Raw genomic sequence first — 23887 nt, forward strand, 5'->3', positions numbered from 1 at the left:
TCTCGCCCGCGTAAGGGTTAAGAGGATATCGAGTCCCGCGCGGTTCCATCCCGGGCCGATCCCTGAGCTTCCCCTGAGGCCGGCCCGGGGATCTCCCGTAGTACGCCGGACGTCCGTCTCAAGGCGGACGTCCGGCCGCCCCGTCCGTCAGGCGTCCCGCTTCTTGAGGACCAGGTAGCCCCCGAGTACGGAGGCCAGCACCCACAGGACCATGATCCCGAGGCCGCCCCAGGGGCCGTACGGCGTCTCGCCGCTGTCCATCGCCCCCGGGACCACCTGCATGATCTTGGAGCCGGCCTGGTCGGGGAGGTACTGGGCGACCTTCCGGGTGGCGGAGACCCCGTTGAGGATGTTGGAGATCAGCAGGAAGAACGGGATCAGGATGCAGATCGACAGCACCGAGCTGCGCAGCATCGCGGCCACGCCCATCGAGAACAGCGCGATCAGGGCCATGTAGAGCCCGGCGCCGACCACCGCGCGCAGGACGCCCGACTCGTCGATGCCGGTGCCGTGGTCGCCCAGGATGGCCTGCCCCAGGAAGAAGGAGAGGAAGCTGGTCGCCAGACCCACGACCAGGGCCAGGGCGGTCGCGACGGTGAGCTTGCCGAGGAGCAGCTGTCCGCGCCGCGGCACCGCGGCGAGCGAGGTGCGGATCATGCCGGTGCTGTACTCGGTGCCGACCACCAGCACACCGAAGATGATCATCGCCAGCTGGCCGAGGGACATGCCCACGAAGCTCGCCAGTGTCGGGTCGAAGGTGAGCTGCTGCTCCTTCGGCATGTCGGTGAAGGTGGAGTTGAAGAGCGCGCAGAGCCCGGCGCTGATCCCGACGGTGACCACCAGGGCGGCGACCAGGGTCCAGGTGGTGGAGGCGACCGTGCGGATCTTGGTCCACTCGGAGCTGAGGACGGCGGGGAAGGAGGACATGGTCACTTCCCGCCCTTGCGCGTCGCCTCGAACCCGGCGCCCCAGGCGGGGGCGTCGGCGGGCCGGGCCGGGTTGCCGGTGGCCGCGTCCGGGGGAACGCCCCCGGCGCCCGGCGCGTGGGCGTGGTATTCGACGGAGTCCGCCGTCATGCGCATGAACGCCTCTTCCAGTGAGGCCCGTTGCGGGCTGAGTTCGTGCAGCACGATCTGGTGCTGGGCGGCCAGCTCGCCGAGCTGCTCCGCGGCCACGCCGTTGATCTCCAGGGTGCCGGTGGCCGGGACGTCGATTGCATTGATTCCGGCCTCGTGCAAGACGTCTTTCAGCCGCTCTTGCTGCGGTGAGCGCATCCGTACGTAACTACGGGAGTTCTGCTGGATGAAATCGGCCATCGACAAGTCGGCGAGCAGCTTTCCCTGACCGATCACGACCAAATGTTCCGCGGTCAGCGCCATTTCGCTCATGAGGTGGGAGGAAACGAAGATCGTCCTCCCTTCGGCCGCCAGCCCCTTCATCAGATTCCTGATCCAGAGAATTCCCTCGGGATCCAGGCCGTTGACGGGTTCGTCGAACATGAGGATCTCCGGGTCACCGAGCAGCGCGGCGGCGATTCCCAGCCGCTGCCCCATTCCGAGCGAAAATCCTTTCGACTTCTGCCGGGCCACGGCCGTCAGGCCGACCAGGTCCAGCACCTCGTCCACCCGGCTCGTGGGGATCCGGTTCGACTGGGCGAGGCAGAGCAGGTTGTTGTGCGCGCTGCGGCCGCCGTGCATGGCCTTCGCGTCCAGCAGTGCTCCGATGTACTTCAGCGGCTCCGGCAGGTCCCGGTAGTGCTTCCCGTCGATCCGGACCGTCCCGCTGGTCGGATTGTCGAGGTCGAGCATCATGCGCATGGTCGTGGACTTGCCGGCCCCGTTGGGGCCGAGGAAGCCGGTGACCACCCCCGGTCTGACCTGGAAGCTGAGGTTGTCCACGGCGACCTTGCCGCCGAATCGTTTCGTAAGGCCCTCTAGCTCGATCATTGGGCCACGCTAGAACGCCCGAGGGCCCCACGCCACCTCAAAACGGGTGGCACGGGGCCCTCGGGCGCACTGTTCTGCCGTCGTTCTCCTACCGGAGGGTAGGCAACGGGACTTCCGACTAGCGGCTCTGCTGCGCCGGAACGCCGCGCGTGACCGGCTCGTCGTCGACGATCGGGTTGGCGGCGGCGACGGCCGCGCCGGTCAGCGTCGCCAGCATCTCGCGGACGTTGGTGAGCTGCGCGTTGATCGAGTCGCGGCGGTTGGTGAGCGCCGCCAGCTCGCGCTCGGACTCGCTGCGGATCCGGTCGGCCTTGGCGTTGGCGTCGGCCACGATGTCCTCGGCCTGCCGCTGCGCGGTCTCGACGGTCTGGCGGGCCCGGCGCTCGGCGTCCGTACGAAGCTTTTCGGCCTCCAGGCGCAGCTGCTCGGCGCGGTGCTCGATCTCCGCGAGGCGCTTCTCGGCCTTGGCCTGACGGGAGGCCAGATCGCGCTCGGACTGCTCGCGGCGCTTGGCCAGGTTGGTCTCGAAGTCCGCTGCGGCCTGGGCGGCCTTGGCGCGGGTCTCCTCGAAGAGCGCGTCGGCCTCCTCGCGCTTGGAGGCCGCGTCCTTCTGGGCCTCGGAGCGCAGGGTGGCCGAATCCGCCTTGGCCTTCTCGACGATGCGGACGCCCTCGTCCTCCGCCTTCGACTTGCGGTCGGCGGCGAACGACTCGGCGTCGTTGCGCACCTGCTGGGCGGCCGACTCGGCGAGCTCACGGTGCTGCTCGGCCGCGCGACGGGCCTCCTCGCGCAGGTCCTTCGCCTCCTCCTCGGCCAACCGCAGGATCTTCTCGACCCGGGCGCCGAGGCCGGCGTACGACGGCTCGGCGTCGCTCACCTGGGCCTGGGCGTTCTGCGTTTCGAGGTGCAGTTCCTCGATGCGCTTTTCCAGAGAGTTGATACGTCCAAGGGCGCTGTCGCGGTCGGAGACCAGCTTGGTAATGCGGTCGTCCACCTGACCGCGGTCGTAACCACGCCGCACGAGCTCGAAGCCGAAGGGGGAGTGAGAGTCGCTCATGGGGTTCCTGTCGAATGAGACCGGTGAGGTGCTACGTGAGGTGTTAGGGGAATCCTAGGCGCCCAGACGGCGTGTCATCGAGTCAATCCACGTTTGATCTGGACAATGACACCCCTTTTGAGTGGCAAGGCGGCAGAATGCTTCGCACCCGTACGTGTGAACCTTCATCAGGTGCACACAAACACGGGTTTCGGCTAGCCCTCTGACGCCTTACCACCCGAACGAGTGGAACCCGCTGTCACGCCGGCCTTCACGCCCCCCGTGCCCTGGCCACCGATCCCGGGCTTCGTGGCACCCGAAGGCGCCTCGAATGATTCCAACGCCTCAAGAACGTCCTGGACACGGGAGATCTCCGCCTGAATGTCCTCGCGCCTGCGCACCAGGACCTCCAGCTCGCGCCGCCCCTCCTCGACGAGCCGCTCGGCCTCCGCCTTGGCCTCCGACAGGGTCGTCTCGACCTCGCGGACCACGTCGGCCTTCTTCTGCTCGGCCTCCTTCAGCAGCGCCTCCGCCTTGCGGACCGCCGCGATCCGGACCTTGCTCGCCTCACTGCTCGCGTCCGACACCAGCGCCTTGGCCTTCGCCTCGGCCTCGACGCTCTGCTCCGTCGCCGCGCGCACCAGCTTGTCCACGCGCTCGCCGGCCGACTTCATCTGCTCGGCCGACTCCCGGCGCGCACGCTCGTGCAGCTCCTCGACCTCGCCCTCGACGCGGGAGCGCAGCTCCTCCACCCGCTCCCGTATGGCCGAGGCGTCCGTACGCGCGCCGACCAGCAGCTCGTCCGCGTCCGTACGGGCCTTCTCCACCAGGGAGTTGCCCTCTATGGTCGACTCCGCGGTGATCCGCGCGGCCTCCTTGCGGGCCGCGTCGACCATCGCGTCCGCCTGCTCCTCGGCCGCAGTGGTGGCGGCCAGGGCCTGCGCCCGGGCGTCGGAGGTCAGCTTCTCGGCCTCCGCCGAGGACTCGGTGATGAGCCGGTCCACCTGCTCCGCGGCCTCGGTACGACGCTTGTTGGCCTCCTCGCGCGCCTCGTCCAGCAGCCGCTCGGACTCGGTACGGGCCTCCGTGCGGGTGCGCTCCGCCGCGGCCTTGGCCTCCGCCTTGACCCGCTCCGCCTCCGACCGGGTACGGGTCGCGTGCTCCTGCGCCGAGGCCAGGGCCTCCGACGCCTCCGCGCGCAGCCGCTCGGCCTCCGTCTGGGCCTCGCCGACCGTCCGCTCGTTGTCCTTGCGGGTCTGCTCGACGAGCTTGTCCGCCTCGGACGCCGCCTCCGTGATGAGCCGGTCCGCCTGCTCCGCGGCCTCGGCGCGCAGCCGGTTCGCCGCCTCGCGGGCCTCGTCGAGGGTCTGCTCGGACTCCCGCTCGGCGCTCTCCAGCGTCTCGTTCGCCGCGATCGTGACCCGCTCCGCCTCCGCGGTGGCCTCGCCGATGATCCGGCCGCCCTCCGCGCGGGCGTCGTCCAGAGACCCGGCCGCCTCCGTGCGCAGCCGCTCGGCCTCCGCCGCCGCCTCGCCGACCGTGGCCTCGTTGGCCACACGGGTCTCGTCGACCAGCCGGTCGCCCTCGGTCCGGGCGTCGACCAGGATCCGCGCCGCGTCCCGCTCGGCCGCGGCCATCGTGTCGGCCGCCTGCTTCGTGAGCCGCTGCGCCGCCGCCGTGGCCTCGGAAACCAGGCCGTCGGCCTGCTCGGCGGCCTCGGTGCGCAGCCGGTTGGCCTCCGCGCGGGCCTCGTCCAGGATGCCGGCCGCCTCCGTGCGGATGGCGTCCGCGAGGGCCTCGGCGTCGCCGACGGTCGCCTCGCTCGCCGCGCGGGTCTCCTCCGCGAGGCGCTCGGCCTCGGCCGCCGCCTCGCTGATGAGCCGGTCCGCCTGCTCGGCGGCCTCGGTGCGCAGCCGGTTGGCCTCCGCGCGGGCCTCGTCCAGCGTGCCCGCCGCCTCCGTGCGGATGGCGTCGGCCGCGGCCTCGGCCTCCGTGGCCGTCGCCGCGTTCGCCGCCAGGGTCTCCTCGGTGAGGCGCTCGGCCTCCGCCGTCGCCTCGGCGACGATCCGGCCGCCCTCGGCGCGGGAAGCCTCCAGGGACTCCGCCGCCTCGCCCCGGATGCGGTTCGCGTCGTCGCGGGCGTCGGCCCGGGTACGGGTCGCGTCCCGCTCGGCCGCGGCCAGCGCGTCCGTCGCCTCGGTGCGCAGCCGCTGCGCGTACTCCGCGGTGTCGCCGCGCAGCTGCTCCGCCTCGGCGAGCGCGTCGCCGACCGTGCGCTCGGCCAGTGCCTTCGCCGCGTCCGTCTCGGCGCGGGCCTCGCCGCGGATCCGGTTGGCGTCCTCGGTGGCGCGCTCGCGCTCGTCGTAGGCGTCCGCGCGGACGCGGGCGGCCTCGGCCTCCGCCTCCGTCGTCGTACGCTCCGCCGCGTGCTCGGCGGCGCTGCGCAGCCCGGTGATCTCCTCCTCGGCCTGCTCGTGCAGACCGGCCACGGAGTCCCGTACCTGCTGGGCGGTGGTCTCCGCCGCCGCGACCAGCTCCGACGCGCGCCCCTCCGCCTCCTCGGTCAGCCAGACCGCCTCGGCCTGCGCCTCCTCGGAGCGCTTGCGGGCCTGCGCCAGCAGTTCCTCGCTCTGCTCGCGGGCCTGGGCCCGCTCGTTGCCGGCGTCCGTACGGGCCGCGGCCAGGGTCTCCTCGGCCTCGCGACGGCGCCGGGCGGCCTCCTCCTGGGCGGCGGTCAGCGCCTCGGCGGCCTCCGCGGCGACCCGCTCGGCGGCGGCCTTCGCCTCCGCGCGCAGCCGGTCCGCGGTCTCCTGGGCCTCGGAACGCACCCGCTCCGCCTCGGCCTCGGCCTCGCCGCGCAGCCGTACGGCCACCTGCTCGGCCTCCGCGCGCGTCCGGCCGGCGTCCTGCGCCGCCTCGGTGCGCAGCTGGTCGGCCTCCGCCTCCGACTGCGTCTGGAGGGTGCGGATCCGCTCCGCCGACTCGGCCCGCAGCCGGTCGTTCTCCTCGCTCGTCTCCCGGCGGACGTTCTCCGCCGCCGCGCGGGCGTCGCGCAGCGTCTGCTCGGCCGTGGACAGCCGGCCCTCGGCGTCGGTGTGCAGCCGGACGAGTTCCTCTTCGGCCTCCGCCCGCTTCGCGGCCAGCGCCCGGTCGGTCTGCTCGCGCCGCTCGCGCGCCGCCCCGTCGGCCTCGGCCCGTACGGCCTCCGCCTGCTCCTCGGCCTCCGCGCGCAGCCGCTCGGCCTCGGCGCGGGTCCGCTCCAGGGTCTCCTCGGCCTGCCGGCGCAAGGTGGTGGCCCGCTCGACGGCCTCGGCGCGCACCCGCTCGCTCTCGGCGGTGGCGCCGCCGCGCAGTTCGTCCGCGTCGGACTTGGCCTTGCCCAGCAGCTCCTCGGCGGTCCGGGCCGCCTCCTCGATCTGCTGGACCGCCTCGCGGCGGGCCTCGCCCCGGATCCGCTCGCCCTCGGCGACGGCCTCGGCGCGCAGCTGCTCGGCCTCGCCGCGCAGCCGCCGGGCCTCCTCCTGGAGCTCGACGGTGCGGGCCCGGTACTCCTCGGTGTCGTCCTTCGCGGCGCCCTTGAGCTCGTCGGCCGTGGTCGCCGCCTGGAGGCGCAGGCGGTCCGCCTCGGTCTCGGCCTCGCGGCGGATCCGCTCGGCCTCCTCGGACGCGGCGCGGGTGGTGGCCCGGGCGTCCTCCGAGGCCTTGTTCAGTACGTCCTCCGCCGTGCGGGCGGCCTTCGCCAGCTGCGCCGCGGTGTCCTCGGCGGCCGCGGCACGGGCCTGCTCGCCGGCCTCGGTGCGCATCCGCTCCACATCGGCGCGGGCGTCGGCCAGGGTCTGCTCGGCCTCCGCCTTGAGGACTTCGGCCTCCTTGGTGGCCTGGCCGACCAGCCGGGCGACCTGCTCCTTGGCGGTCCGGGTGCGCTGCTCGTTGACGGACTCGACCGAGGTGAGCTGCCGGGCGGCGCTCTCCTTGGCCTCCGCGAGCAGCTTCTCCGCCTCGGCGCGGGCCGTGCGCAGCGCCCCGTCGGCCTCCTGGACCCGGGCTTCGGCGACCCGGCCGAGGTCCAGGGTCTGCTGCCGGGTCTGTTCGGCCTCGGCGGAGGTGGTGGAGCGCAGCCGCTCCGCGTGCTCGCTGGCCTCCTGGGCCTGCGAAGAGGCGGCGGTCAGCAGCCGCTCGGCCTCCTTGCGGGCGCGCAGCAGGGTGTTCTCGGCCTCGGCGCGGGCGGCCTCGGCGTCGGAGGTCAGCCGGCGGCGGGCCTCCTCGGCGAGCCGGGCGGCCTCGGAGCGGGCGGCGTTCAGCGCCTGCTCGGACTCGGCGCGGGACTCCTCCATGAGCCGGCGCGCCTGCGCCTCGGTGCGGGCGCGCAGCTGCTCGGCCCACGCCACGTTCTCGTTGACGTGCGCCTCGACGGTCTGGCGGCGCTCGTTGAGCTCCTGGTCCAGCCGCTGGCGCCGGTTGACGGCCTCGCTGTGCAGCTCGGCCTGCAGGCGCGCCTGGTGTTCGGCGTGCTCCTGGAGGATCCGCTGGGTCTGCGCCCGGGCGTCGCGCAGCTCGCGCTCGGCGTCGGAGCGCATCTGGTCGGCCTGGATCTGGGCATTGCGGAGCAGCTGCTCCGCCTGGTAGCCCATGTCCGCGCTGTCGTAAGCGGGACGGGACGCCAGGCTGCGGCGTACCTCGTGGAGCTTGGCGCGCAGCACTTCGACCTGGTAGCCCAGGTCCTCGGCGTGCTGGACGGCCTTCCCGCGCTCCTTCTTCAGCCGCTCCATCTCGGCTTCGAAGCGCGAGAGATGGTCGGCTTCAGCCTGTTGGCTCTCCTGGCTTTCGTAGCCCCGCACAGCGCGGTCCCATCCGTCCCCTGGTCGCAAGCTCACTCCCAATTGAGCATCGCTCGCCCGCTGAACGACGCCCCCGGGGAATGGTGTCAGATGGGGGCAGGGTGCACAGGCCCCGACCCCGTCTCCGCACCGAACCCCGGCCGAGCCACGGCCACTCTACCGGCCGGGGAATCGGGCCATCAGTGGTCCGTCAGTGCTCGGGGTTGGAGGTGACCAGTTCGGTGAGGACTCCGTGGCAGTCCTTGGGGTGCAGGAAGGTGATGGAAGAGCCCATGGAACCGGTGCGCGGCTGGTCGTACAGGACGCGGACTCCCTTGCCCCGGATGGCCTCCGAGTCGCCCTGGACGTCCTCGGTGCCGAAGGCGATGTGGTGGACCCCCTCCCCGTTCTTGGCCAGCCACTTGCCCACCGCGGAGTCCTCGCGGGTGGGCTCCAGGAGCTGGAGGTACGAGGCCCCGCCGTCGGAGGTCTCGTTGATCTTGAGCATGGCCTCGCGGACGCCCTGCTCCTCGTTGACCTCGGAGTGGAACACCTCGAACCCGTAGGTGGCACGGTAGAACTCGACGGTCTTGTCCAGGTCGAAGCAGGCGATCCCGATGTGGTCGATTCTTGTCAGCATGGGACCAGTGCACCGCTGAGGAGGGTCGTCACGCAACGTGCCAGCGATCACACCGACTGCCCGATGACGGAGCGGGTACCGCTCAGTACATTCAGGTAAACCCTCGTTCACTCCTCATCTGCAAGGGGCTGTGCCTCATGTCCGGATCGAACAACACCACGTCAGTGATCGTCGCAGGGGCCCGCACGCCCATGGGGCGGCTGCTCGGCTCGCTGAAGTCCTTCTCGGGCGCCGACCTCGGCGGCTTCGCCATCAAGTCCGCGCTGGAGCGGGCCGGGATCTCCGGCGACCAGGTCCAGTACGTGATCATGGGCCAGGTGCTCCAGGCCGGCGCGGGCCAGATCCCCGCCCGCCAGGCCGCCGTCAAGGCCGGCATCCCCATGAACGTGCCCGCGCTCACCGTCAACAAGGTGTGCCTCTCGGGCCTGGACGCCATCGCGCTGGCCGACCAGCTGATCCGCGCCGGTGAGTTCGACATCGTGGTCGCCGGCGGCCAGGAGTCCATGACGAACGCCCCGCACCTGCTCCCGAAGTCCCGCGAGGGCTACAAGTACGGTGCCATCGAGATGCTCGACGCCATGGCGTACGACGGTCTCACCGACGCGTTCGAGAACATCCCGATGGGGCTGTCCACCGAGCACCACAACACCCTCCTCGGCATCGAGCGCGCCCCGCAGGACGAGTTCTCGGCCCTCTCGCACCAGAAGGCCGCCGCGGCGCAGAAGAACGGCGTCTTCGACGCCGAGATCACCCCGGTCGAGGTCCCGCAGCGCAAGGGCGACCCGGTCGTCTTCGCGCACGACGAGGGCGTCCGCCCGGAGACCACGGTCGAGTCCCTCGCCAAGCTCCGCCCGGCGTTCACCAAGGACGGCACCATCACCGCCGGTACGTCCTCCCAGATCAGCGACGGCGCCGCCGCCGTGGTCGTGATGAGCAAGGCGAAGGCCGAGGAGCTGGGCCTGGAGTGGCTCGCCGAGATCGGCGCCCACGGCAACGTGGCCGGCCCGGACAACTCGCTGCACCCGCAGCCGACGAACGCCATCCTTCAGGCCCTGGAGAAGGACGGCCTCCAGGTCGGTGACCTGGACCTCGTCGAGATCAACGAGGCCTTCGCGGCGGTCGTCGTCCAGTCCGTCAAGGACCTCGGCGTGTCCCCGGAAAAGGTGAACGTCAACGGTGGCGCGATCGCCCTGGGACACCCCATCGGCATGTCCGGCGCCCGCGTGGTGCTGCACCTGGCGCTGGAGCTGAAGCGCCGCGGCGGCGGGGTCGGCGCGGCCGCCCTGTGCGGCGGCGGTGGTCAGGGTGACGCGCTGATCGTGCGCGTCCCGGGTTCCGGCGCGAAGGCGTAGGTGCTGCTCGGATGACGACGGTGGACGTCCCCACGCTGGTGGCACAGGCCCGTGAGGGCCGGCCGCGGGCGGTGGCCCGGCTGATCTCACTGGTCGAGGGGGCGTCCCCGCAACTGCGCGAGGTGATGGCGGCCCTGGCCCCGCTGACCGGCGGGGCGTACGTGGTGGGCCTGACGGGCTCCCCGGGCGTGGGCAAGTCCACGTCCACCTCGGCGCTGGTGTCGGCGTACCGGAAGGCCGGCAAGCGCGTCGGCGTCCTGGCCGTGGACCCCTCCTCGCCCTTCAGCGGGGGCGCGCTCCTCGGCGACCGGGTGCGGATGTCGGACCACGCCTCGGACCCGGGGGTCTACATCCGCTCCATGGCCACCCGCGGCCACCTGGGCGGCCTCGCGTGGGCCGCCCCGCAGGCGATCCGGGTGCTGGACGCGGCCGGCTGCGAGGTGATCCTCGTCGAGACGGTCGGCGTCGGGCAGTCGGAGGTCGAGATCGCCTCGCAGGCGGACACCTCGGTGGTGCTGCTGGCGCCCGGGATGGGCGACGGGATCCAGGCCGCCAAGGCGGGCATCCTGGAGATCGGCGACGTGTACGTGGTGAACAAGGCGGACCGGGACGGCGCGGACGCCACCGCCCGGGAGCTGAACCACATGCTGGGCCTGGGCGAGGCCCGGGGCCGGCACGACTGGCGGCCGCCGATCGTGAAGACGGTCGCGGCGCGCGGGCAGGGCATCGACGAGCTGGTCGAGGCGCTGGAGAAGCACCGGGCGTGGATGGACGAGCGCGGGGTGCTGGCCGAGCGCCGCGCGGCCCGGGCCGCGCGCGAGGTGGAGACCATCGCGGTGACGGCCCTGCGGGCCCGGATGGCCGATCTGAGCGGCGACGCGCACCTCGACGCGCTGGCGGCCCGGGTCGCGGCGGGCGAGCTGGACCCGTACGCGGCCTCGGACGCACTGCTGGCGACGCTGACGGAGGCCTGAGCGGCTCCTGGACGCGCGCGACACGCGCGAGCGCCGTGCCCCGGTTCCTTCCCGGGGCACGGCGCTCGCGTGTCCGTACGGCTCCGTACGGCGCAGCGGTCAGGCGTTGGGACGCTTGCCGTGGTTCGCCTTCTTCTTCTTGCGTGCTCGCTTCTTGTTGCCGCGCTTGGCCATGACGCCACTCCCTCGAAGATCGGGGTACTCCGGGCGTTCGCCAGTCTAGGGTCGCCCGGTCCGTCGCGCAGGCTCAGTCGTCGTTCTCGTCATGAGTCGTTGTCGTCGTCCGAGTCCGAGTCCGACGAGGACACGGTGGCCTTGCCCGTCGTGGCGTCCACGTGGACGTGCTGGGTGGCGCCGCCGCCCTTGGGCTGGATCTCCACGTCCCAGTAGCGGGCGCCGCCGTTGTCGTCGTCGTCCCAGTCCACCGACCGGACCTGGCCGGGATGGGCGGCGAGGGCCGCCTTGACCGCCTTCTGGGCGCTGACCTTCGCGGCGAGCAGCTGCTTCTTCGCCTTGGCGTTGTCGTCGTCGCCGTCGTCATCGCCGTGCTCGGTGAAGACCTTGCCGCTGCGGGTGTCGACGGTCAGCTCCGCGTGCTTGCCGTTCTTGCCGATCACGTCGACGTGCCAGACCGCGCCGTCCTTGTCGAGGGACACGACGGTGCCGGGGTAGTGCTTCACGGCCGCCTCGGCGGCCCCCGTGGCGTCGATGTCGGCGCGCGCCGCCGCCGTGGCGGCGGAGGGGGTTCCGGCCGCGCCGGAGGTGGCCGCGGCGGTGGCCGCGACCGGGCCCCCCACCATCAGGACCACGGCCGCGGCCGTCGAGATGTACGTGTTGCGCTGCATGGCAGACCTCCTCGGGCCGGCCAGGGCGCTTACGGCTGCTCGGCGGGTGACCGGCGAGTGAGCGATACGGCTCATTCTCCGGGACGACCGCGCGGACGGCGCGCGGTCGTCTCAGCCCTTGCCGCGGTTGGTGCGCAGGTGGTCGGCGACCGGGTCCAGCGAATCCCGGAGCGCCGTGAGGGCCTGCGGGGACAGCAGGTCGATGAAGTGCTTGCGGACGGACGCCACGTGGTGCGGGGCGACCTTCCGCATGAGCTCCATGCCCTCGTCGGTGAGGACGGCGTACAGGCCCCGGCGGTCGGACTCGCAGCTCATCCGGCGGACGAGGCCCGCTGCCTCCATTCGGGTGATCTGGTGGGACAGCCGGCTCTTGGACTGCAGCGTCGACGTCGCGAGGTCGCTCATCCGCATCCGCAGTCCCTCGGACTCCGACAGGTTCACGAGGATCTCGTAGTCGTTGTTGGTGAGTCCGAAGGGCTGGAGATCCTTTTCCAGCTGGTGCATCAGCAGTCTGCTGACGTCCAGGTGGGTGCGCCAGGCGCACTGTTCGGCGTCGGTCAGCCAGCGGGTGGCCGTCTCGGTCTCCATGGTCTCCATGAATGAACTCTACCTAAGAAGTTGAATTACGTACAAAAATAGGAAGATCTGGGAAGTCGCCCGCGGGCGCTCACAGGCCGAGCCGCCGCTGGATGTCACCCAGCTGTCCGGGCATCCGCGGAACGCCCAGCTGGCCCAGTGGCCCGCCCTGCCCGCCGCCGTACCCGGCGCCCGGGACCCCGGCGGACTCCGCGCCCGCCCCCACGGCACCGACGGCCTGCTCCGCCATCAGCATCTCCGAGGACTGGAGCAGCACCGTGCCCGCGCCCACGAACTCGAACTGGTGCTCCTCGCCCGAGGCGCCCCCGATGCCCGAGAGCGAGCGCAGGCCGCCCATCACGCCCGACATGTAGCCGTGGTCGTAGTGGTGGCAGGGGGAGGGGCAGTCGGCCCAGCCCACCAGCGCCTGCGGGTCCACGCGCAGCGGCGGTTCCATGAACACCACCGGCCCGTTGGACGCCGCCACGAACTTCCCGGTTCCGATCAGCGTGAGGAAGCCGGGGACGATCGACTGCTTCAGCGCCAGGGTCGGCTGGTAGGCGAGCAGGTTGCCCGACCTGATGGTCAGGTTCCCGTTGTCCAGGTCGTACGAGTTCACGTCGAACGCGCGGTCGGCGAGCAGCATCTTGCCCTGCCCCTCGGCCACCACCCAGTCGCTCGCGTGCAGCGGCGAGTGGAAGCTGGTGCGCAGCAGCCGGTCGAAGCGGCCGTTGCCGACACCGTTGAACTCGATGCGCCCGTAGTACGAGATCATCTTGCCCTTCTGCAGGAACCACTGGCTCCCCTTGAGCTCCACGCAGAAGGTGTACGCGTTCACGTTGTCGTCGGAGGGCAGGGAGTGCGGGTCGAACACGGTCGGGCCGCCAGGCCCACCGGGCACGGGTCCAAAGTTCACAGCTTCTCCTCCGAGGCCTGCACGTACACGGCGCCCTGGCCGGACAGCTCCAGCTGGAACGCCTCACCCGAACCGCGCCCCACCATGTCCCGCCAGCCGAGCGCGGCGGAGAGCTTGTTGCGGACCTCGCCGTGGTGGGCGACGTACGCCTGCGGGTCCACGTGCACCGGGCGCTGGGGGGTGATGGGGAGTTCGATGACCCCGCCGTGGGCCATCACGGCGACCGAGCCGTGGCCCTTGAGCGTGGTGGTGAACAGGCCCTGGCCGGTCACCTGGCCGCGCACCATGCCCATGACCCCGCCCTGCGAGCCCATGAACATCGTGCCCTGCTGGAGGGTGCCGTCGAAGGCGAGCAGCCGGTCGGCCTCGACGTAGAGGGTCTCGCCCGTCAGGTTGATCACCTGGATGTGGTGGCCGCCGTGGCCGAACATCACGGTGCCGCTGCCCTCGACGCTCATCAGCGGGGTCTGCTCGTTCGCCACCCGGCGGCCGATCATGCCCATCACCCCGCCCTGACCGCCCGTCAGGCTCGGGGTGAAGGAGACCTCGCCGCGGTACGCGAGCATCGCGCCGCGCTGGCTGTACATCTTCTGCCCCGGGATCACCTGGGCCTCGACCATTTTGGAGTTGATCTCGCGGAACGGCATCAGATGTCGCCCCCGATGGTGTTGCGCTCGCTGGGCTGCACGTACACCAGGCCCTCGCCCTCGAAGCGGATCTGGAACGCCTCGCCGGAGCCCTCGCCGATCAGCGTGCGGAAGTTCACGCCGGACTGGAAGGACTGCTGGAGGTTGCCGGTGTGCGCGATGTACGCCCCCGGGTCGACGGAGAGCGGGTACTGGGCGCTGACGCGGAGCACCACCGCCGGGCCGTCCGACATGATCGCCGCCTGCCCGTTGCCCTCGACGGTCGTGGTGAACAGGCCGTTGCCCGTCGCCCCGCCGCGCAGCCCGGTGAAGGTGGTGCCGGTGCGCAGCCCGGCGTCGGTGCACAGCAGGTTGCTGGACTCCACGTAGAGCTTCTCGCCGCGCAGGCTGACGAGGTTGATCTCGCTCGCGCGGTCGGCGAAGAAGCAGGTGCCGTGCCCCTGTACCTCCATCACGGTCATCTGCTCGCCGGTCAGCCGGCGGGTCACCATCCCGCGGAGGCCTTCGCCACCGCCGGTCATCTTCTTGAAGGCCATCTGCCCGTCGTACGCGACCATGGAGCCGTTCTTCGCTTTCACGGCGTCCCCGGTCAGATCGACGGCCAGCACCTTGCTGCCTTGGAGTCGGAACTGAGCCACGGGATGACGTTATCGGCAGGGAGCGCACCCGAACAGGGCCTCGTGGCCGATATGCGCCACACTCGGGCACGATCGGGCACGAGCGGGCACACCCGGCCGCGCCCGGGCGCGGAGCGGGACCCGGGTCAAGATCCCGCAAAGCGGCTGAGACACTGGGACCGACCTCCAGCCCCGTCCCGAAGGTTCCACGTGGACATCAAGACCGCCTCCGCCCTGCACCGGCTGCGCCTCATCTCCGTTCCGGAGGCGCTCTCCTTCCCGGCCCTGCTGATCTTCGGGACGCTGCTGAGCTGGCTCACCGACATCGACTACCTGAAGATGCCGCTGGGCATGCTGCACGGCATCCTCTTCCTCATCTACTCGGTGTTCCTGCTGGATGTCTGGAACCGGGCCAAGTGGCCGTTCAAGAAGGCCGCCCTGTTCTTCCTGCTCTCGCTGGTGCCCTTCGGCGGCCTCTACGGCGACAAGCTGCTCAAGCGCGAAGAGGCCGACAGCGTCATCGCGGCCCGCGCGCGCGAGGCGGCCGAGGCGTGATCGTCGCGTTCTCGGTGACCCCGCTGGGGGTGGGTGAAGAGGTCGGCGAGTACGTGGCCGACGCGGTCCGCGTCGTGCGCGAGTCCGGGCTGCCGAACCGCACCGACGCGATGTTCACCTCCGTGGAAGGCGACTGGGACGCCGTGATGGATGTCGTCAAGCGGGCGGTCGCCGCCGTGGAGGAGCGCGCCCCGCGCGTCTCCCTCGTCCTCAAGGCCGACATCCGCCCCGGCATCAGCGACGGCATGACCTCGAAGGTCGAAACGGTCGAACGCCACCTCGCGGGCGGCTGAGCGGAGCCGGCGCGCGGGTGCGGAGCACCGGCGGTTCGCTCAGGGGGCCTCGGGGGGCGTTCCCGTGGTCAGGGCGATCGCCAGTGGGGTGCGCTCGTAGTGGACCCGGTGCCCGTGCCGGGCCGAGATCAGCAGGCCCGCCCCGTGCAGGGCCTTGAGGTGCGCCGACACCGTCGACGGCGCCAGCCCCAGGCGGTGCGCGAGCGCCGTCGTCGAGGCCGGCTCGGTCAGGGCGCACAGCACGTCGGCCCGGGCCCGCCCGAGCAGCCGGGCCAGCGCCCGCGGGGCCGGACCGGCCGGAGCCGTCCACAGCGCGCCGATGCCCCGGGCCGGGTAGACGAGCGTCGGCTGCCAGGGCGGGTCGTAGCCCCCGACCACCTCCGGCCACACGAACGCGCTCGGCATCAGCAGCAGCCCCTGCCCGTTCAGCTCCCGGTCGTGGTGCGCCGGGCGCCGGATGGTGAGCGTGCCTTCGCACCAGCCGAGGTCCGGGTGGAGGCCGTCGAACAGGGCCTCCAGGCCGCCGGCCGTGAGCCGGCGCGAGTGGAACAGGATGTCCGCCTCCAGCACGGCGCGCAGCCGAGGCCAGTGCGGGGCGATCAGGGCGGCCCAGGCCCGCTCGTACAGATCGGCCAACTCCCGTACCGCCCGGGCCGGATCCGCGAGCATCCGCTGCCCGAGGTCGCTCTCCAGGGCCCCCGGGGTACAGACGAGCGCGCGCCGCAGGTCCTCCCGTACCGCCTCCGGGTCCTCGGCGCCGGCGGCGCGCACCCGGGCCAGCTCCTCCTCCATCGTGGCGGAGGGCCCCAGCGGCGGCGGGCCGAGGAAGTCCGGGTTGTGCCCGCTGCGCGGCATCAGCAGCCACAGCGGGCGCAGGTCCAGCCCGTCGGCGGCCCCCTGGATCCGCCGCAGCCAGGGCAGGTGGTACGCCTGCCGGCGCGGGCGCCGCAGGGTCCGCACCGCCTCCTGGGTCTCCCAGCGCGGGGAGATCGCGAACCGGCAGCGCAGCAGGTCACCCGGCCCGAAGCGGAAGTGGAACGCCATCGGCCGTACCTCTCGTCGCCGTCCCTAGGGGGCCCGGTGATTCGGCCTGTGCCGAATCTCTGTCGGCGCCACCGTAGCCCGCGCAGGGTGGTCCGCATGCCAACCGTCAACCGGGCCACGGCGCTCACCCCCGCCGGCGGCTACCGCACGGTGTTCCGGATCCGGGAGTTCCGGGCCGTCTTCGCCGCGCACCTGATGTCCGTCCTCGGCGTCGTGATCGCCGAGATCTCCCTCACCGTCCTCGTCTACCGCCTCACCGGCTCGCCCCTGATGAGCGCGCTCACCTTCGCCCTCGGCTTCCTCCCCTACGCCCTCGGCGGCACCCTGCTCGCCGGGCTCGCCGACCGGTACCCGGCCCGGCGGGTGCTCGTCGGCTGCGACCTCCTTTGCGCAGCGTGCGCCGCCGCCATGGTCCTGCCGGGCACCCCGGTCGCGGGGATCCTCGTACTGCGCTGCGCCATGGCCTTCGTCGCGCCGCTCTTCCAGGGCGCCCGCGCCGCCTCCCTCACCGACGTCCTCGGCCCCGGCGACGCCTTCGTCCTCGGCCGCTCGCTGCTGCGCATGGTGGCCCAGAGCGCCCAGCTGACCGGCTTCGGGATCGGCGGGCTGCTGCTCACCGTCCTCGCACCGCGCGGGGCCGTCGCCCTGACCGCCGCCGGGTTCCTCGGCTCCGCGCTGCTGCTGCGGTTCGGCACCCGCGCCCGGCCCGCCCGCGCGGGAGCCGGCGCACCGCCGATGTCGGTCGGCGCGGGGCTGCGGGCCGTACTGGGCGAGCGCCGGGTGCGGGCGCTGATCCTGCTGTTCTGGCTGCCGCCCGTCTTCGTCATCGTCCCGGAGGCGCTGCTCGCCCCGTACGCCGACGGCATCGGCGCCGGCACCGTCGCCCTCGGGCTGCTGATGTGCGCGCAGCCCGTCGGCGTCATCGCGGGCGAACTCTGGGCGGGTTCCGCGCTCTCCCCCCGGACGCGCTCGCGGATCGTGCTCCCGCTCGCCACCGCCGCGCCGCTGCCGCTGCTCGGCTACGCGCTCCGGCCCGGCGCGGCCGTCCTGTTCGCTCTGCTGCTGCTCGCGGGGCTCGCCCACGCCCACACCCTCGGCCTCGACCAGATGTACGTGGACGCCGTCCCCGGGGAACTCCGGGGCCGGGCCATGACCTTGCTCAGCACCGGCCTGATGACCTTCCAGGGCGTCGGCATGGCACTGGCCGGGCTCGCCGCCGAGTTCCTCCCGGTGCACGTGGTCGTCACGGGGGCCGCCGCCCTCGGCACGGTGGTCGTCGTCCTGCTGTCCGCCGAACTGAGGGCCGCCGGCCGGCCGGCGGGCGGGCCGAGGAATGAGACGGGACCCCCCGGCAAATGACCGCCCGGTAGGGTCTGGTCCGTGCCCAAGCCGCTCAGTCTTCCCTTCGATCCCATCGCCCGCGCCGACGAACTCTGGCAGCAGCGCTGGGGGCCGGTGCCCTCGATGGCCGCCATCACCTCGATCATGCGCGCGCACCAGATCCTGCTCGCCGAGGTCGACGCGGTGGTCAAACCGTACGGACTGACCTTCGCGCGCTACGAGGCGCTGGTGCTGCTCACCTTCTCCAAGGCCGGTGAGCTCCCGATGTCGAAGATCGGCGAGCGCCTCATGGTGCACCCGACGTCGGTGACGAACACCGTGGACCGGCTGGTCCGCTCCGGTCTCGTCGACAAGCGCCCCAACCCGAACGACGGGCGCGGCACCCTCGCCTCCATCACGGACAAGGGCCGCGAGGTGGTCGAGGCGGCCACGAAGGACCTGATGGAGATCGACTTCGGCCTCGGGGCGTACGACGAGGAGGAGTGCGGCGAGATCTTCGCGCTGCTGCGCCCCCTGCGGGTGGCCGCCGCCGACTTCGAGGAGAAGTAGGAGAAGCAGGGGAAGGGGAGGGAGGGGGAGTAGCCGGCGTCACCCGGCCCCTCGTCAAGATCGAGCAAAAGGGACGGTTAGGCTCGTCCGCATGAAACGAAGCGTGCTGACCCGCTACCGCGTCATGGCCTACGTGACGGCGGTCATGCTCTTGATCCTCTGTGCCTGCATGGTGGCGAAGTACGGCTTCGACACCGGCGCCGACCTGACCTTCGCGGTCTCGCAGGCCCACGGTGTGCTGTTCATGATCTACCTGGTGTTCGCCTTCGACCTGGGTTCCAAGGCCAAGTGGCCCTTCGGCAAGCTCCTCTGGGTGCTCGTGTCGGGGACGATCCCGCTGGCCGCCTTCTTCGTCGAGCGCAGGATCCGCGCCGAGGTCGAGCCGCTGGTCGAGGGCGGCCTGGCCACCGCCGAGGCCTGACCCCACCCTCTCCGCCCCCCGGGATTCCCCGGGGCCCCGGAGCTCCCGCCCGAAGCCCGTCGCCGCCGCGGCGGGCTTCGTCGTGTCGCGGGCACGGTCACGTTTCGGCTCCTTTCCGCTGTTCAGGGCGGTGTGGAGGGGTTGCCGGCGGACTGCCGGAGGTTTGCCATCGACATTTACTAGGACGTCCTAGTAAATTCGAAGCATGGATGCTGACGCCATCGAGGAGGGCCGCCGCCGCTGGCAGGCCCGTTACGACAAGGCCCGCAAGCGCGAGGCCGATTTCACGACGCTCTCCGGAGATGACGTCGACCCCGTCTACGGGCCCCGCCCCGGCGACGCCTACGAGGGGTTCGAGCGCATCGGCTGGCCGGGCGAGTACCCCTACACCCGGGGCCTGCACGCCACCGGCTACCGCGGCCGGACCTGGACCATCCGGCAGTTCGCCGGGTTCGGCAACGCCGAGCAGACCAACGAGCGCTACAAGATGATCCTGGCCGCCGGCGGCGGCGGGCTCTCCGTCGCCTTCGACATGCCGACCCTCATGGGGCGCGACTCCGACGACCCGCGCTCGCTCGGCGAGGTCGGCCACTGCGGCGTGGCCATCGACTCCGCCGCCGACATGGAGGTCCTGTTCAAGGACATCCCGCTCGGCGACGTGACCACCTCGATGACGATCTCCGGGCCCGCCGTCCCCGCGTTCTGCATGTACCTGGTCGCCGCCGAGCGGCAGGGCGTGGACCCGGCCGTGCTGAACGGCACGCTCCAGACCGACATCTTCAAGGAGTACATCGCCCAGAAGGAGTGGCTCTTCGAACCCGAGCCGCACCTGCGCCTCATCGGCGACCTCATGGAGTACTGCGCGAAGGGCATCCCGGCGTACAAGCCGCTGTCCGTCTCCGGCTACCACATCCGCGAGGCCGGGGCCACGGCCGCGCAGGAGCTCGCGTACACCCTCGCCGACGGCTTCGGGTACGTGGAGCTCGGCCTCTCGCGCGGCATGGACGTGGACGTCTTCGCGCCCGGGCTGTCCTTCTTCTTCGACGCCCACCTCGACTTCTTCGAGGAGATCGCCAAGTTCCGCGCCGCCCGCCGGATCTGGGCGCGCTGGATGAAGGAGGTCTACGGGGCCAAGAGCGACAAGTCGATGTGGCTGCGCTTCCACACCCAGACCGCCGGTGTCTCGCTGACCGCGCAGCAGCCGTACAACAACGTCGTCCGCACCGCCGTCGAGGCCCTCGCCGCCGTCCTCGGCGGGACGAACTCGCTGCACACCAACGCCCTCGACGAGACCCTCGCGCTGCCGAGCGAGCAGGCGGCCGAGATCGCCCTGCGCACCCAGCAGGTGCTCATGGAGGAGACCGGCGTCGCCAACGTGGCCGACCCGCTGGGCGGCGCCTGGTACGTCGAGCAGCTCACCGACCGCATCGAGGCCGACGCCGAGAAGATCTTCGACCAGATCAAGGAGCGCGGGCTGCGCGCCCACCCGGACGGGCAGCACCCGATCGGTCCGATCACCTCGGGCATCCTGCGCGGCATCGAGGACGGCTGGTTCACCGGCGAGATCGCCGAGTCGGCCTTCCAGTACCAGCGCTCCCTGGAGAAGGGCGACAAGCGGGTCGTCGGCGTCAACGTCCACCACGGCTCGGTCACCGGCGACCTGGAGATCCTCCGGGTCAGCCACGAGGTGGAGACCGTCCAGGTCCGCGAGCTCGCCGCGCGCAAGTCCCGGCGCGACGACGCGAAGGTCACGGCCTCGCTCAAGGACATGCTGGAGGCCGCGCGGGACGGGTCGAACATGATCCCGGCCATGCTCGACGCGGTACGGGCCGAGGCCACCCTCGGCGAGATCTGCAACGTGCTGCGCGACGAGTGGGGCACCTACACCGAGCCGCCCGGCTTCTGAACCGGGTCCTCGCGGGGCGATCGGGCGGGCGTCCGCGCGCTCACAGACGGCAGGCGTGGATGGCCGTCGTGAGGATCGCGCGGGCGCCCAGCTCGTAGAGGTCGTCCATGATCCGCTGGGCCTCCTTCGCGGGGACCATCGCGCGGACGGCGACCCAGCCCTCGTTGTGCAGCGGGGAGACGGTGGGCGCTTCGAGGCCGGGGGTGAGGGCGACCGCGCCCTCCAGGTCCTCGGCCCGGCAGTCGTAGTCCATCATCACGTACGCCCCGGCGACCAGGACGCCCTTGAGGCGCCGCAGGAACTGCCGGGCCTTCGCCTCCTGGGCGCCCGCGTCGGCGCCGGGGCGGCGGATCACGACCGCCTCCGACTCCATGACGGGCTCCCCGATCACCTCCAGCCCGGCATTGCGCAGCGAGGTCCCGGTCTCGACCACATCGGCGACGACCTGGGCGACCCCGAGCTCGATGGCGGTCTCCACGGCGCCGTCGAGGTGGACGACGGAGGCCTGGATCCCGCTCGCCGCGAGGTGCTTGGCGACGATGCCCTCGTACGAGGTGGCGATGGTCAGGCCGTCGAAGTCGGCGGTGTCCCGCGCCCAGCCGGGCTTGACGGCGTAGCGGAACGTCGAGCGGCCGAAGCCGAGCGGCAGCACCTCCTCGGCGTTGGCCCCGGACTCGACGAGCAGGTCGCGGCCGGTGATGCCGAGGTCGAGGCGGCCGGAGCTGACGTAGACCGCGATGTCACGCGGTCTGAGGTAGAAGAACTCGACCGCGTTGCCGGGATCGACCAGGACCAGTTCCTTGGCCTCCTTGCGCTGCTGGTAGCCGGCCTCGCGGAGCATCGCCGAGGCCCGATCGGACAGGGAACCCTTGTTGGGGACCGCGATCCTTAGCATCCGTCAGACTCCTCACGTCGTGAACGGTCGAACGATCAGGGGCTGTGCCGTGCCGCGCCGTGCCGTGGTCCCGGAGCGGCCCCGCGGGGCCGCTCCGGACCGGTGGGGCTACTGCGCGAAGGTCAGGGCCGCGGCCGCCTCGGCCCCGCTCGACGCGTTGATCGTCGATTCGGGCCGCGGCGGGGCCTGCCGCAGGAACGTTCCGGCGTACCGGCCGCCGAACACCAGCGGCGCCAGCACCATCTCGCGCCCGGGCGGGTTCGCTCCCGGCAGCACCACCACGGCCGGCCGCAGCCGCCGCTGGAGCACGTAGCGCTCGCGCGGATCGGCGAGCCGCTCCGCCATCAGCGCCCGCCAGGCCGCGTCGCCCGCGGCGAAGCCGAACGCCATGTCCTTGCCGCCGTACGCGGAGGCGGGCTTGCAGATGAGCTCCTCGCGCCCGGCGACCGCCCGGTCGAGGGTGTCGGCCCGCAGCCGGAACGTCGGCGGCACGTACGCCCGTACCAGCGCGCGCTCCTCCTCGGTCAGGAGGGCTTCGAACTCCGGCTCCGAGAACAGCGCCAGATTGGCCTTGTTGTCGTACAGCGCCGTCGCGGGCGCGCCGATGAAGTCGACCTTCAGCGCCCGGTCCAGCTCCATCAGCCGGCGGGTGAGCGCCGGCGGCACGTGGTTCTTCGTCTCGTGCCAGGTGTACATGGTGACCACCGCGTCGATCCGCTCGCCCTCGAAGAACACGCCCTCGTCGGTGAGTTCCAGATCGGCGATCAGACCGCAGCTGATCTCGTACCCGCCGGAGCGGATCATGTCCACGAAGAACCGGCGCCCCGAGTCGATGTCCGCCGGGTTCGCGATCGCCTCGAAGACGCGCAGCGGCCGGTCCGCCGGGACCCGCACCAGCCCGGCCAGCATGTCGAGCCAGATCCGCGAGGTCTCCGGCCCGCCCGGGGTGAGCCCGCGCCCGGCCAGGAACCGCCCGAACGCCGAGTCCAGGGTGGCCGCCGTGTACGGGGCGAGCGTGCTCAGGCCGCCCATCGGGGTCGACACGTTCAGCTCGACCAGCTTCAGCCCGTCGTCGGTCACCACCAGGTCGGGGCGCATGACCGCGGTGGCCGCCCGGCCCGTCCGGGGGTGCCGCAGCGCCTCCGCCATCAGGTCCGCGTCCTCGGCCGGGATGCCGAGGTACGCCGCCCAGGCGCCGAGGTCGTCGCCGAAGACCCGCCGCGGGAAGGCCGTCACCAGCTCCGCGAGCCGTACGCCCACCTCCGCGACCTCCTCGGCGGCGGCCTTGTGGAGGACCGGCGGCGGATACATGTGCACCCAGCCGGGGCGGTGCAGCCGCGCCTGGAAGCGCTCGGCGTCGGCGGCGGCCGCGGCGGCCTCCCCGCCGCTCGCGGTGAAGTCCGCCCAGGCGTCGGTGGCCCGCGGGTCGAGCGAGGACCAGGCGCTCACGAGATCTTCCCGGCGGCACGCAGCGCGGCCAGCACCGTGTTGACGGTCTCGGAGGACTGGTCGATCCCGGTGGCGCGGAACGAGTAGTTCAGGCCGCCCGGGTTCACCAGGTTGAACTCCATGACGTACGGGTACGCGATGTCGATTCCCGAGTAGAAGATGCCCAGGTCCATCATCCGCTTGCCGAGGGCGCGGACGAACTCGTCCTCCTCCGGGGTCAGCGTCAGGCCCTCGAACTTGGTGCCGAGCGTGACGTTCGCGCGGTCGTCGTTCTCGAAGTGGAAGCGGCGGAACCCGCACACCGGGACGTCGCCGGCGATGATGACGCGCTTCTCGTTCTCCCGGACGTTCGGGATGTACTCCTGGACGGCCGTGTAGCGCTTGGCGAGGCCGATGATGTTGCGGCTGTACATCTCGTAGCGCGGCACCGCGTTGCCGGTGGCCGCCTGGAGCAGCGCCGGCCGGTTGCGCTCGTTCTTGCCGACGAAGTAGACGCCCGCGCCACAGCCCTCGTTGGTGGGCTTGAGCACCCAGGTGCGGTCCTCGTCGGACTCGACCAGGCCGGTGAGGTACTCGAAGTCGTTCGAGACGTACGACGCGGGCAGGTTCGCCTGCGGCACGGCCGCGCCCAGGGTGATCTTCGAGTTGAGGTAGAAGAGCGCGGCGGCGTCGTTGACGAACGGCACGCGCTGGTTGAGCAGCCACAGCAGCTGGAAGGAGTCGGCGAGCGCCTCCGGGTGGGTGCCGGTGAGGACCCAGACCAGGTCGAAGTCCTCGGCGGAGGCGTAGGGCTCGCTCAGCGCCGGGAAGTCGTTGCCGGTCAGGTACTCCTCGGACAGCCGCACCCGGTCGACGACCACGACGGAGTCGTGCACGGACAGCGTGTCTATGTCGCCGATGTGGACGTCGTGGCCCTCGCGGTAGAGGGCGCTGGGGATGATCGAGTGGTTGTCGAGGCGGAACTTGGCGGCCTCGGAGACCAGGACGAGGATCTTGTACGACACGGGAGGTGCCTTTCGGGAGCGTGCGGGCGTGCGAACGATGGGGGAAGGGGGCGGCGGTTGGGCC

General features: G+C 71.8%; 22 protein-coding genes. 8 read left to right on the top strand and 14 right to left on the bottom strand.

Annotated features, from left to right (window positions below):
• Positions 1-147: 147 nt before the first annotated feature.
• The 5 genes from EES41_RS24995 to mce form a co-directional block, all read right to left on the bottom strand.
• Positions 148-927: an ABC transporter permease subunit gene (locus EES41_RS24995; RefSeq protein WP_123080396.1), complete on the bottom strand. Its 780-nt coding sequence runs from the start codon at positions 925-927 to the stop codon at positions 148-150.
• Between the two features lie 2 nt (positions 928-929).
• Positions 930-1946: an ABC transporter ATP-binding protein gene (locus tag EES41_RS25000; protein ID WP_123080397.1), complete on the bottom strand. Its 1017-nt coding sequence runs from the start codon at positions 1944-1946 to the stop codon at positions 930-932.
• Positions 1947-2064: 118 nt separating this feature from the next.
• Entirely contained in the window at positions 2065-3003 is a 939-nt protein-coding gene (locus EES41_RS25005) for a cellulose-binding protein (RefSeq protein ID WP_008738235.1), read from the bottom strand.
• Positions 3004-3197: 194 nt separating this feature from the next.
• Positions 3198-7820, bottom strand: coding sequence for a polarized growth protein Scy (gene scy, locus EES41_RS25010; protein ID WP_123080398.1), 4623 nt, complete (start codon positions 7818-7820; stop codon positions 3198-3200).
• Between the two features lie 190 nt (positions 7821-8010).
• A complete protein-coding gene (mce, locus tag EES41_RS25015; protein ID WP_008738238.1) occupies positions 8011-8439 on the bottom strand; it encodes a methylmalonyl-CoA epimerase in 429 nt (142 codons plus the stop codon).
• 137 nt (positions 8440-8576) lie between these two features.
• On the opposite strand from mce, the gene EES41_RS25020 reads away from it, so the two are divergent.
• Positions 8577-9791, top strand: coding sequence for an acetyl-CoA C-acetyltransferase (locus tag EES41_RS25020; RefSeq protein ID WP_123080399.1), 1215 nt, complete (start codon positions 8577-8579; stop codon positions 9789-9791).
• 11 nt (positions 9792-9802) lie between these two features.
• Positions 9803-10765, top strand: a complete 963-nt coding sequence (meaB, locus tag EES41_RS25025; RefSeq protein WP_037791289.1) for a methylmalonyl Co-A mutase-associated GTPase MeaB — start codon at positions 9803-9805, stop codon at positions 10763-10765.
• A 263-nt stretch (positions 10766-11028) separates the two neighbouring features.
• On the opposite strand, the gene EES41_RS25035 is transcribed toward meaB, so the two are convergent.
• The 5 genes from EES41_RS25035 to EES41_RS25055 form a co-directional block, all read right to left on the bottom strand.
• Positions 11029-11610, bottom strand: coding sequence for a PepSY domain-containing protein (locus EES41_RS25035; RefSeq protein WP_123080400.1), 582 nt, complete (start codon positions 11608-11610; stop codon positions 11029-11031).
• Positions 11611-11721: 111 nt separating this feature from the next.
• Positions 11722-12198, bottom strand: coding sequence for a MarR family winged helix-turn-helix transcriptional regulator (locus EES41_RS25040; protein WP_123080401.1), 477 nt, complete (start codon positions 12196-12198; stop codon positions 11722-11724).
• 79 nt (positions 12199-12277) lie between these two features.
• On the bottom strand, positions 12278-13087 hold the full coding sequence (locus EES41_RS25045; RefSeq protein WP_100582704.1) for an AIM24 family protein: 810 nt from the start codon (positions 13085-13087) through the stop codon (positions 12278-12280).
• A gap of 11 nt (positions 13088-13098) precedes the next feature.
• On the bottom strand, positions 13099-13749 hold the full coding sequence (locus tag EES41_RS25050; RefSeq protein WP_037791294.1) for an AIM24 family protein: 651 nt from the start codon (positions 13747-13749) through the stop codon (positions 13099-13101).
• Positions 13749-14387, bottom strand: a complete 639-nt coding sequence (locus EES41_RS25055) for an AIM24 family protein (protein ID WP_123080402.1) — start codon at positions 14385-14387, stop codon at positions 13749-13751. Before EES41_RS25055 ends, EES41_RS25050 begins: the two co-directional genes overlap by 1 nt.
• 189 nt (positions 14388-14576) lie before the next feature.
• Between EES41_RS25055 and EES41_RS25060 the strand changes: the two genes are divergently transcribed.
• Positions 14577-14921 carry a DUF3817 domain-containing protein gene (locus EES41_RS25060; protein ID WP_123080403.1) on the top strand — a complete coding sequence of 115 codons (345 nt, stop codon included), beginning with the start codon at positions 14577-14579 and terminating at the stop codon, positions 14919-14921.
• Positions 14918-15214, top strand: coding sequence for an MTH1187 family thiamine-binding protein (locus EES41_RS25065; protein ID WP_123080404.1), 297 nt, complete (start codon positions 14918-14920; stop codon positions 15212-15214). Before EES41_RS25060 ends, EES41_RS25065 begins: the two co-directional genes overlap by 4 nt.
• A gap of 39 nt (positions 15215-15253) precedes the next feature.
• Here EES41_RS25065 and EES41_RS25070 read toward each other — a convergent pair whose 3' ends face one another.
• The gene (locus EES41_RS25070) at positions 15254-16258 is read right to left on the bottom strand and encodes a DUF5937 family protein (RefSeq protein ID WP_123080405.1); all 1005 of its coding nucleotides are present in this window, start codon (positions 16256-16258) and stop codon (positions 15254-15256) included.
• A 96-nt stretch (positions 16259-16354) separates the two neighbouring features.
• On the opposite strand from EES41_RS25070, the gene EES41_RS25075 reads away from it, so the two are divergent.
• The 4 genes from EES41_RS25075 (at position 16355) to EES41_RS25090 (ending at position 20475) form a co-directional block, all read left to right on the top strand.
• A complete protein-coding gene (locus tag EES41_RS25075) occupies positions 16355-17617 on the top strand; it encodes an MFS transporter (RefSeq protein WP_123080406.1) in 1263 nt (420 codons plus the stop codon).
• A 21-nt stretch (positions 17618-17638) separates the two neighbouring features.
• Complete coding sequence (locus EES41_RS25080; protein ID WP_123080407.1) at positions 17639-18148, top strand: MarR family winged helix-turn-helix transcriptional regulator; 510 nt, start codon at positions 17639-17641, stop codon at positions 18146-18148.
• Positions 18149-18239: 91 nt separating this feature from the next.
• Positions 18240-18569, top strand: a complete 330-nt coding sequence (locus tag EES41_RS25085; RefSeq protein WP_008738263.1) for a DUF3817 domain-containing protein — start codon at positions 18240-18242, stop codon at positions 18567-18569.
• A gap of 205 nt (positions 18570-18774) precedes the next feature.
• Positions 18775-20475 (top strand): methylmalonyl-CoA mutase, encoded by a 1701-nt coding sequence (locus EES41_RS25090; RefSeq protein WP_123080408.1) that lies wholly within the window; start codon positions 18775-18777, stop codon positions 20473-20475.
• A gap of 40 nt (positions 20476-20515) precedes the next feature.
• On the opposite strand, the gene hisG is transcribed toward EES41_RS25090, so the two are convergent.
• From hisG to EES41_RS25105, 3 genes are all read right to left on the bottom strand, one after another.
• Positions 20516-21370, bottom strand: a complete 855-nt coding sequence (gene hisG / locus EES41_RS25095; protein WP_123080409.1) for an ATP phosphoribosyltransferase — start codon at positions 21368-21370, stop codon at positions 20516-20518.
• 108 nt (positions 21371-21478) lie between these two features.
• Positions 21479-22819 carry a hypothetical protein gene (locus EES41_RS25100; protein WP_123080410.1) on the bottom strand — a complete coding sequence of 447 codons (1341 nt, stop codon included), beginning with the start codon at positions 22817-22819 and terminating at the stop codon, positions 21479-21481.
• Positions 22816-23823 (bottom strand): RimK family alpha-L-glutamate ligase, encoded by a 1008-nt coding sequence (locus EES41_RS25105; RefSeq protein WP_123080411.1) that lies wholly within the window; start codon positions 23821-23823, stop codon positions 22816-22818. Before EES41_RS25105 ends, EES41_RS25100 begins: the two co-directional genes overlap by 4 nt.
• Positions 23824-23887 lie beyond the last annotated feature (64 nt).

This window comes from Streptomyces sp. ADI95-16, assembly GCF_003721495.1.
Lineage (GTDB): Bacteria > Actinomycetota > Actinomycetes > Streptomycetales > Streptomycetaceae > Streptomyces > Streptomyces goshikiensis.

Coding starts and splice junctions, on each gene's coding strand:
- EES41_RS25050 (WP_037791294.1), bottom strand. CDS start 13,749: ATGCCGTTCCGCGAGATCAACTCCAAAATGGTCGAGGCCCAGGTGATC.
- EES41_RS25020 (WP_123080399.1), top strand. CDS start 8,577: ATGTCCGGATCGAACAACACCACGTCAGTGATCGTCGCAGGGGCCCGC.
- EES41_RS25005 (WP_008738235.1), bottom strand. CDS start 3,003: ATGAGCGACTCTCACTCCCCCTTCGGCTTCGAGCTCGTGCGGCGTGGT.
- meaB (WP_037791289.1), top strand. CDS start 9,803: ATGACGACGGTGGACGTCCCCACGCTGGTGGCACAGGCCCGTGAGGGC.
- mce (WP_008738238.1), bottom strand. CDS start 8,439: ATGCTGACAAGAATCGACCACATCGGGATCGCCTGCTTCGACCTGGAC.
- EES41_RS25070 (WP_123080405.1), bottom strand. CDS start 16,258: ATGGCGTTCCACTTCCGCTTCGGGCCGGGTGACCTGCTGCGCTGCCGG.
- EES41_RS25090 (WP_123080408.1), top strand. CDS start 18,775: ATGGATGCTGACGCCATCGAGGAGGGCCGCCGCCGCTGGCAGGCCCGT.
- EES41_RS25075 (WP_123080406.1), top strand. CDS start 16,355: ATGCCAACCGTCAACCGGGCCACGGCGCTCACCCCCGCCGGCGGCTAC.
- EES41_RS25000 (WP_123080397.1), bottom strand. CDS start 1,946: ATGATCGAGCTAGAGGGCCTTACGAAACGATTCGGCGGCAAGGTCGCC.
- EES41_RS25085 (WP_008738263.1), top strand. CDS start 18,240: ATGAAACGAAGCGTGCTGACCCGCTACCGCGTCATGGCCTACGTGACG.
- EES41_RS24995 (WP_123080396.1), bottom strand. CDS start 927: ATGTCCTCCTTCCCCGCCGTCCTCAGCTCCGAGTGGACCAAGATCCGC.
- EES41_RS25040 (WP_123080401.1), bottom strand. CDS start 12,198: ATGGAGACCGAGACGGCCACCCGCTGGCTGACCGACGCCGAACAGTGC.
- hisG (WP_123080409.1), bottom strand. CDS start 21,370: ATGCTAAGGATCGCGGTCCCCAACAAGGGTTCCCTGTCCGATCGGGCC.
- EES41_RS25035 (WP_123080400.1), bottom strand. CDS start 11,610: ATGCAGCGCAACACGTACATCTCGACGGCCGCGGCCGTGGTCCTGATG.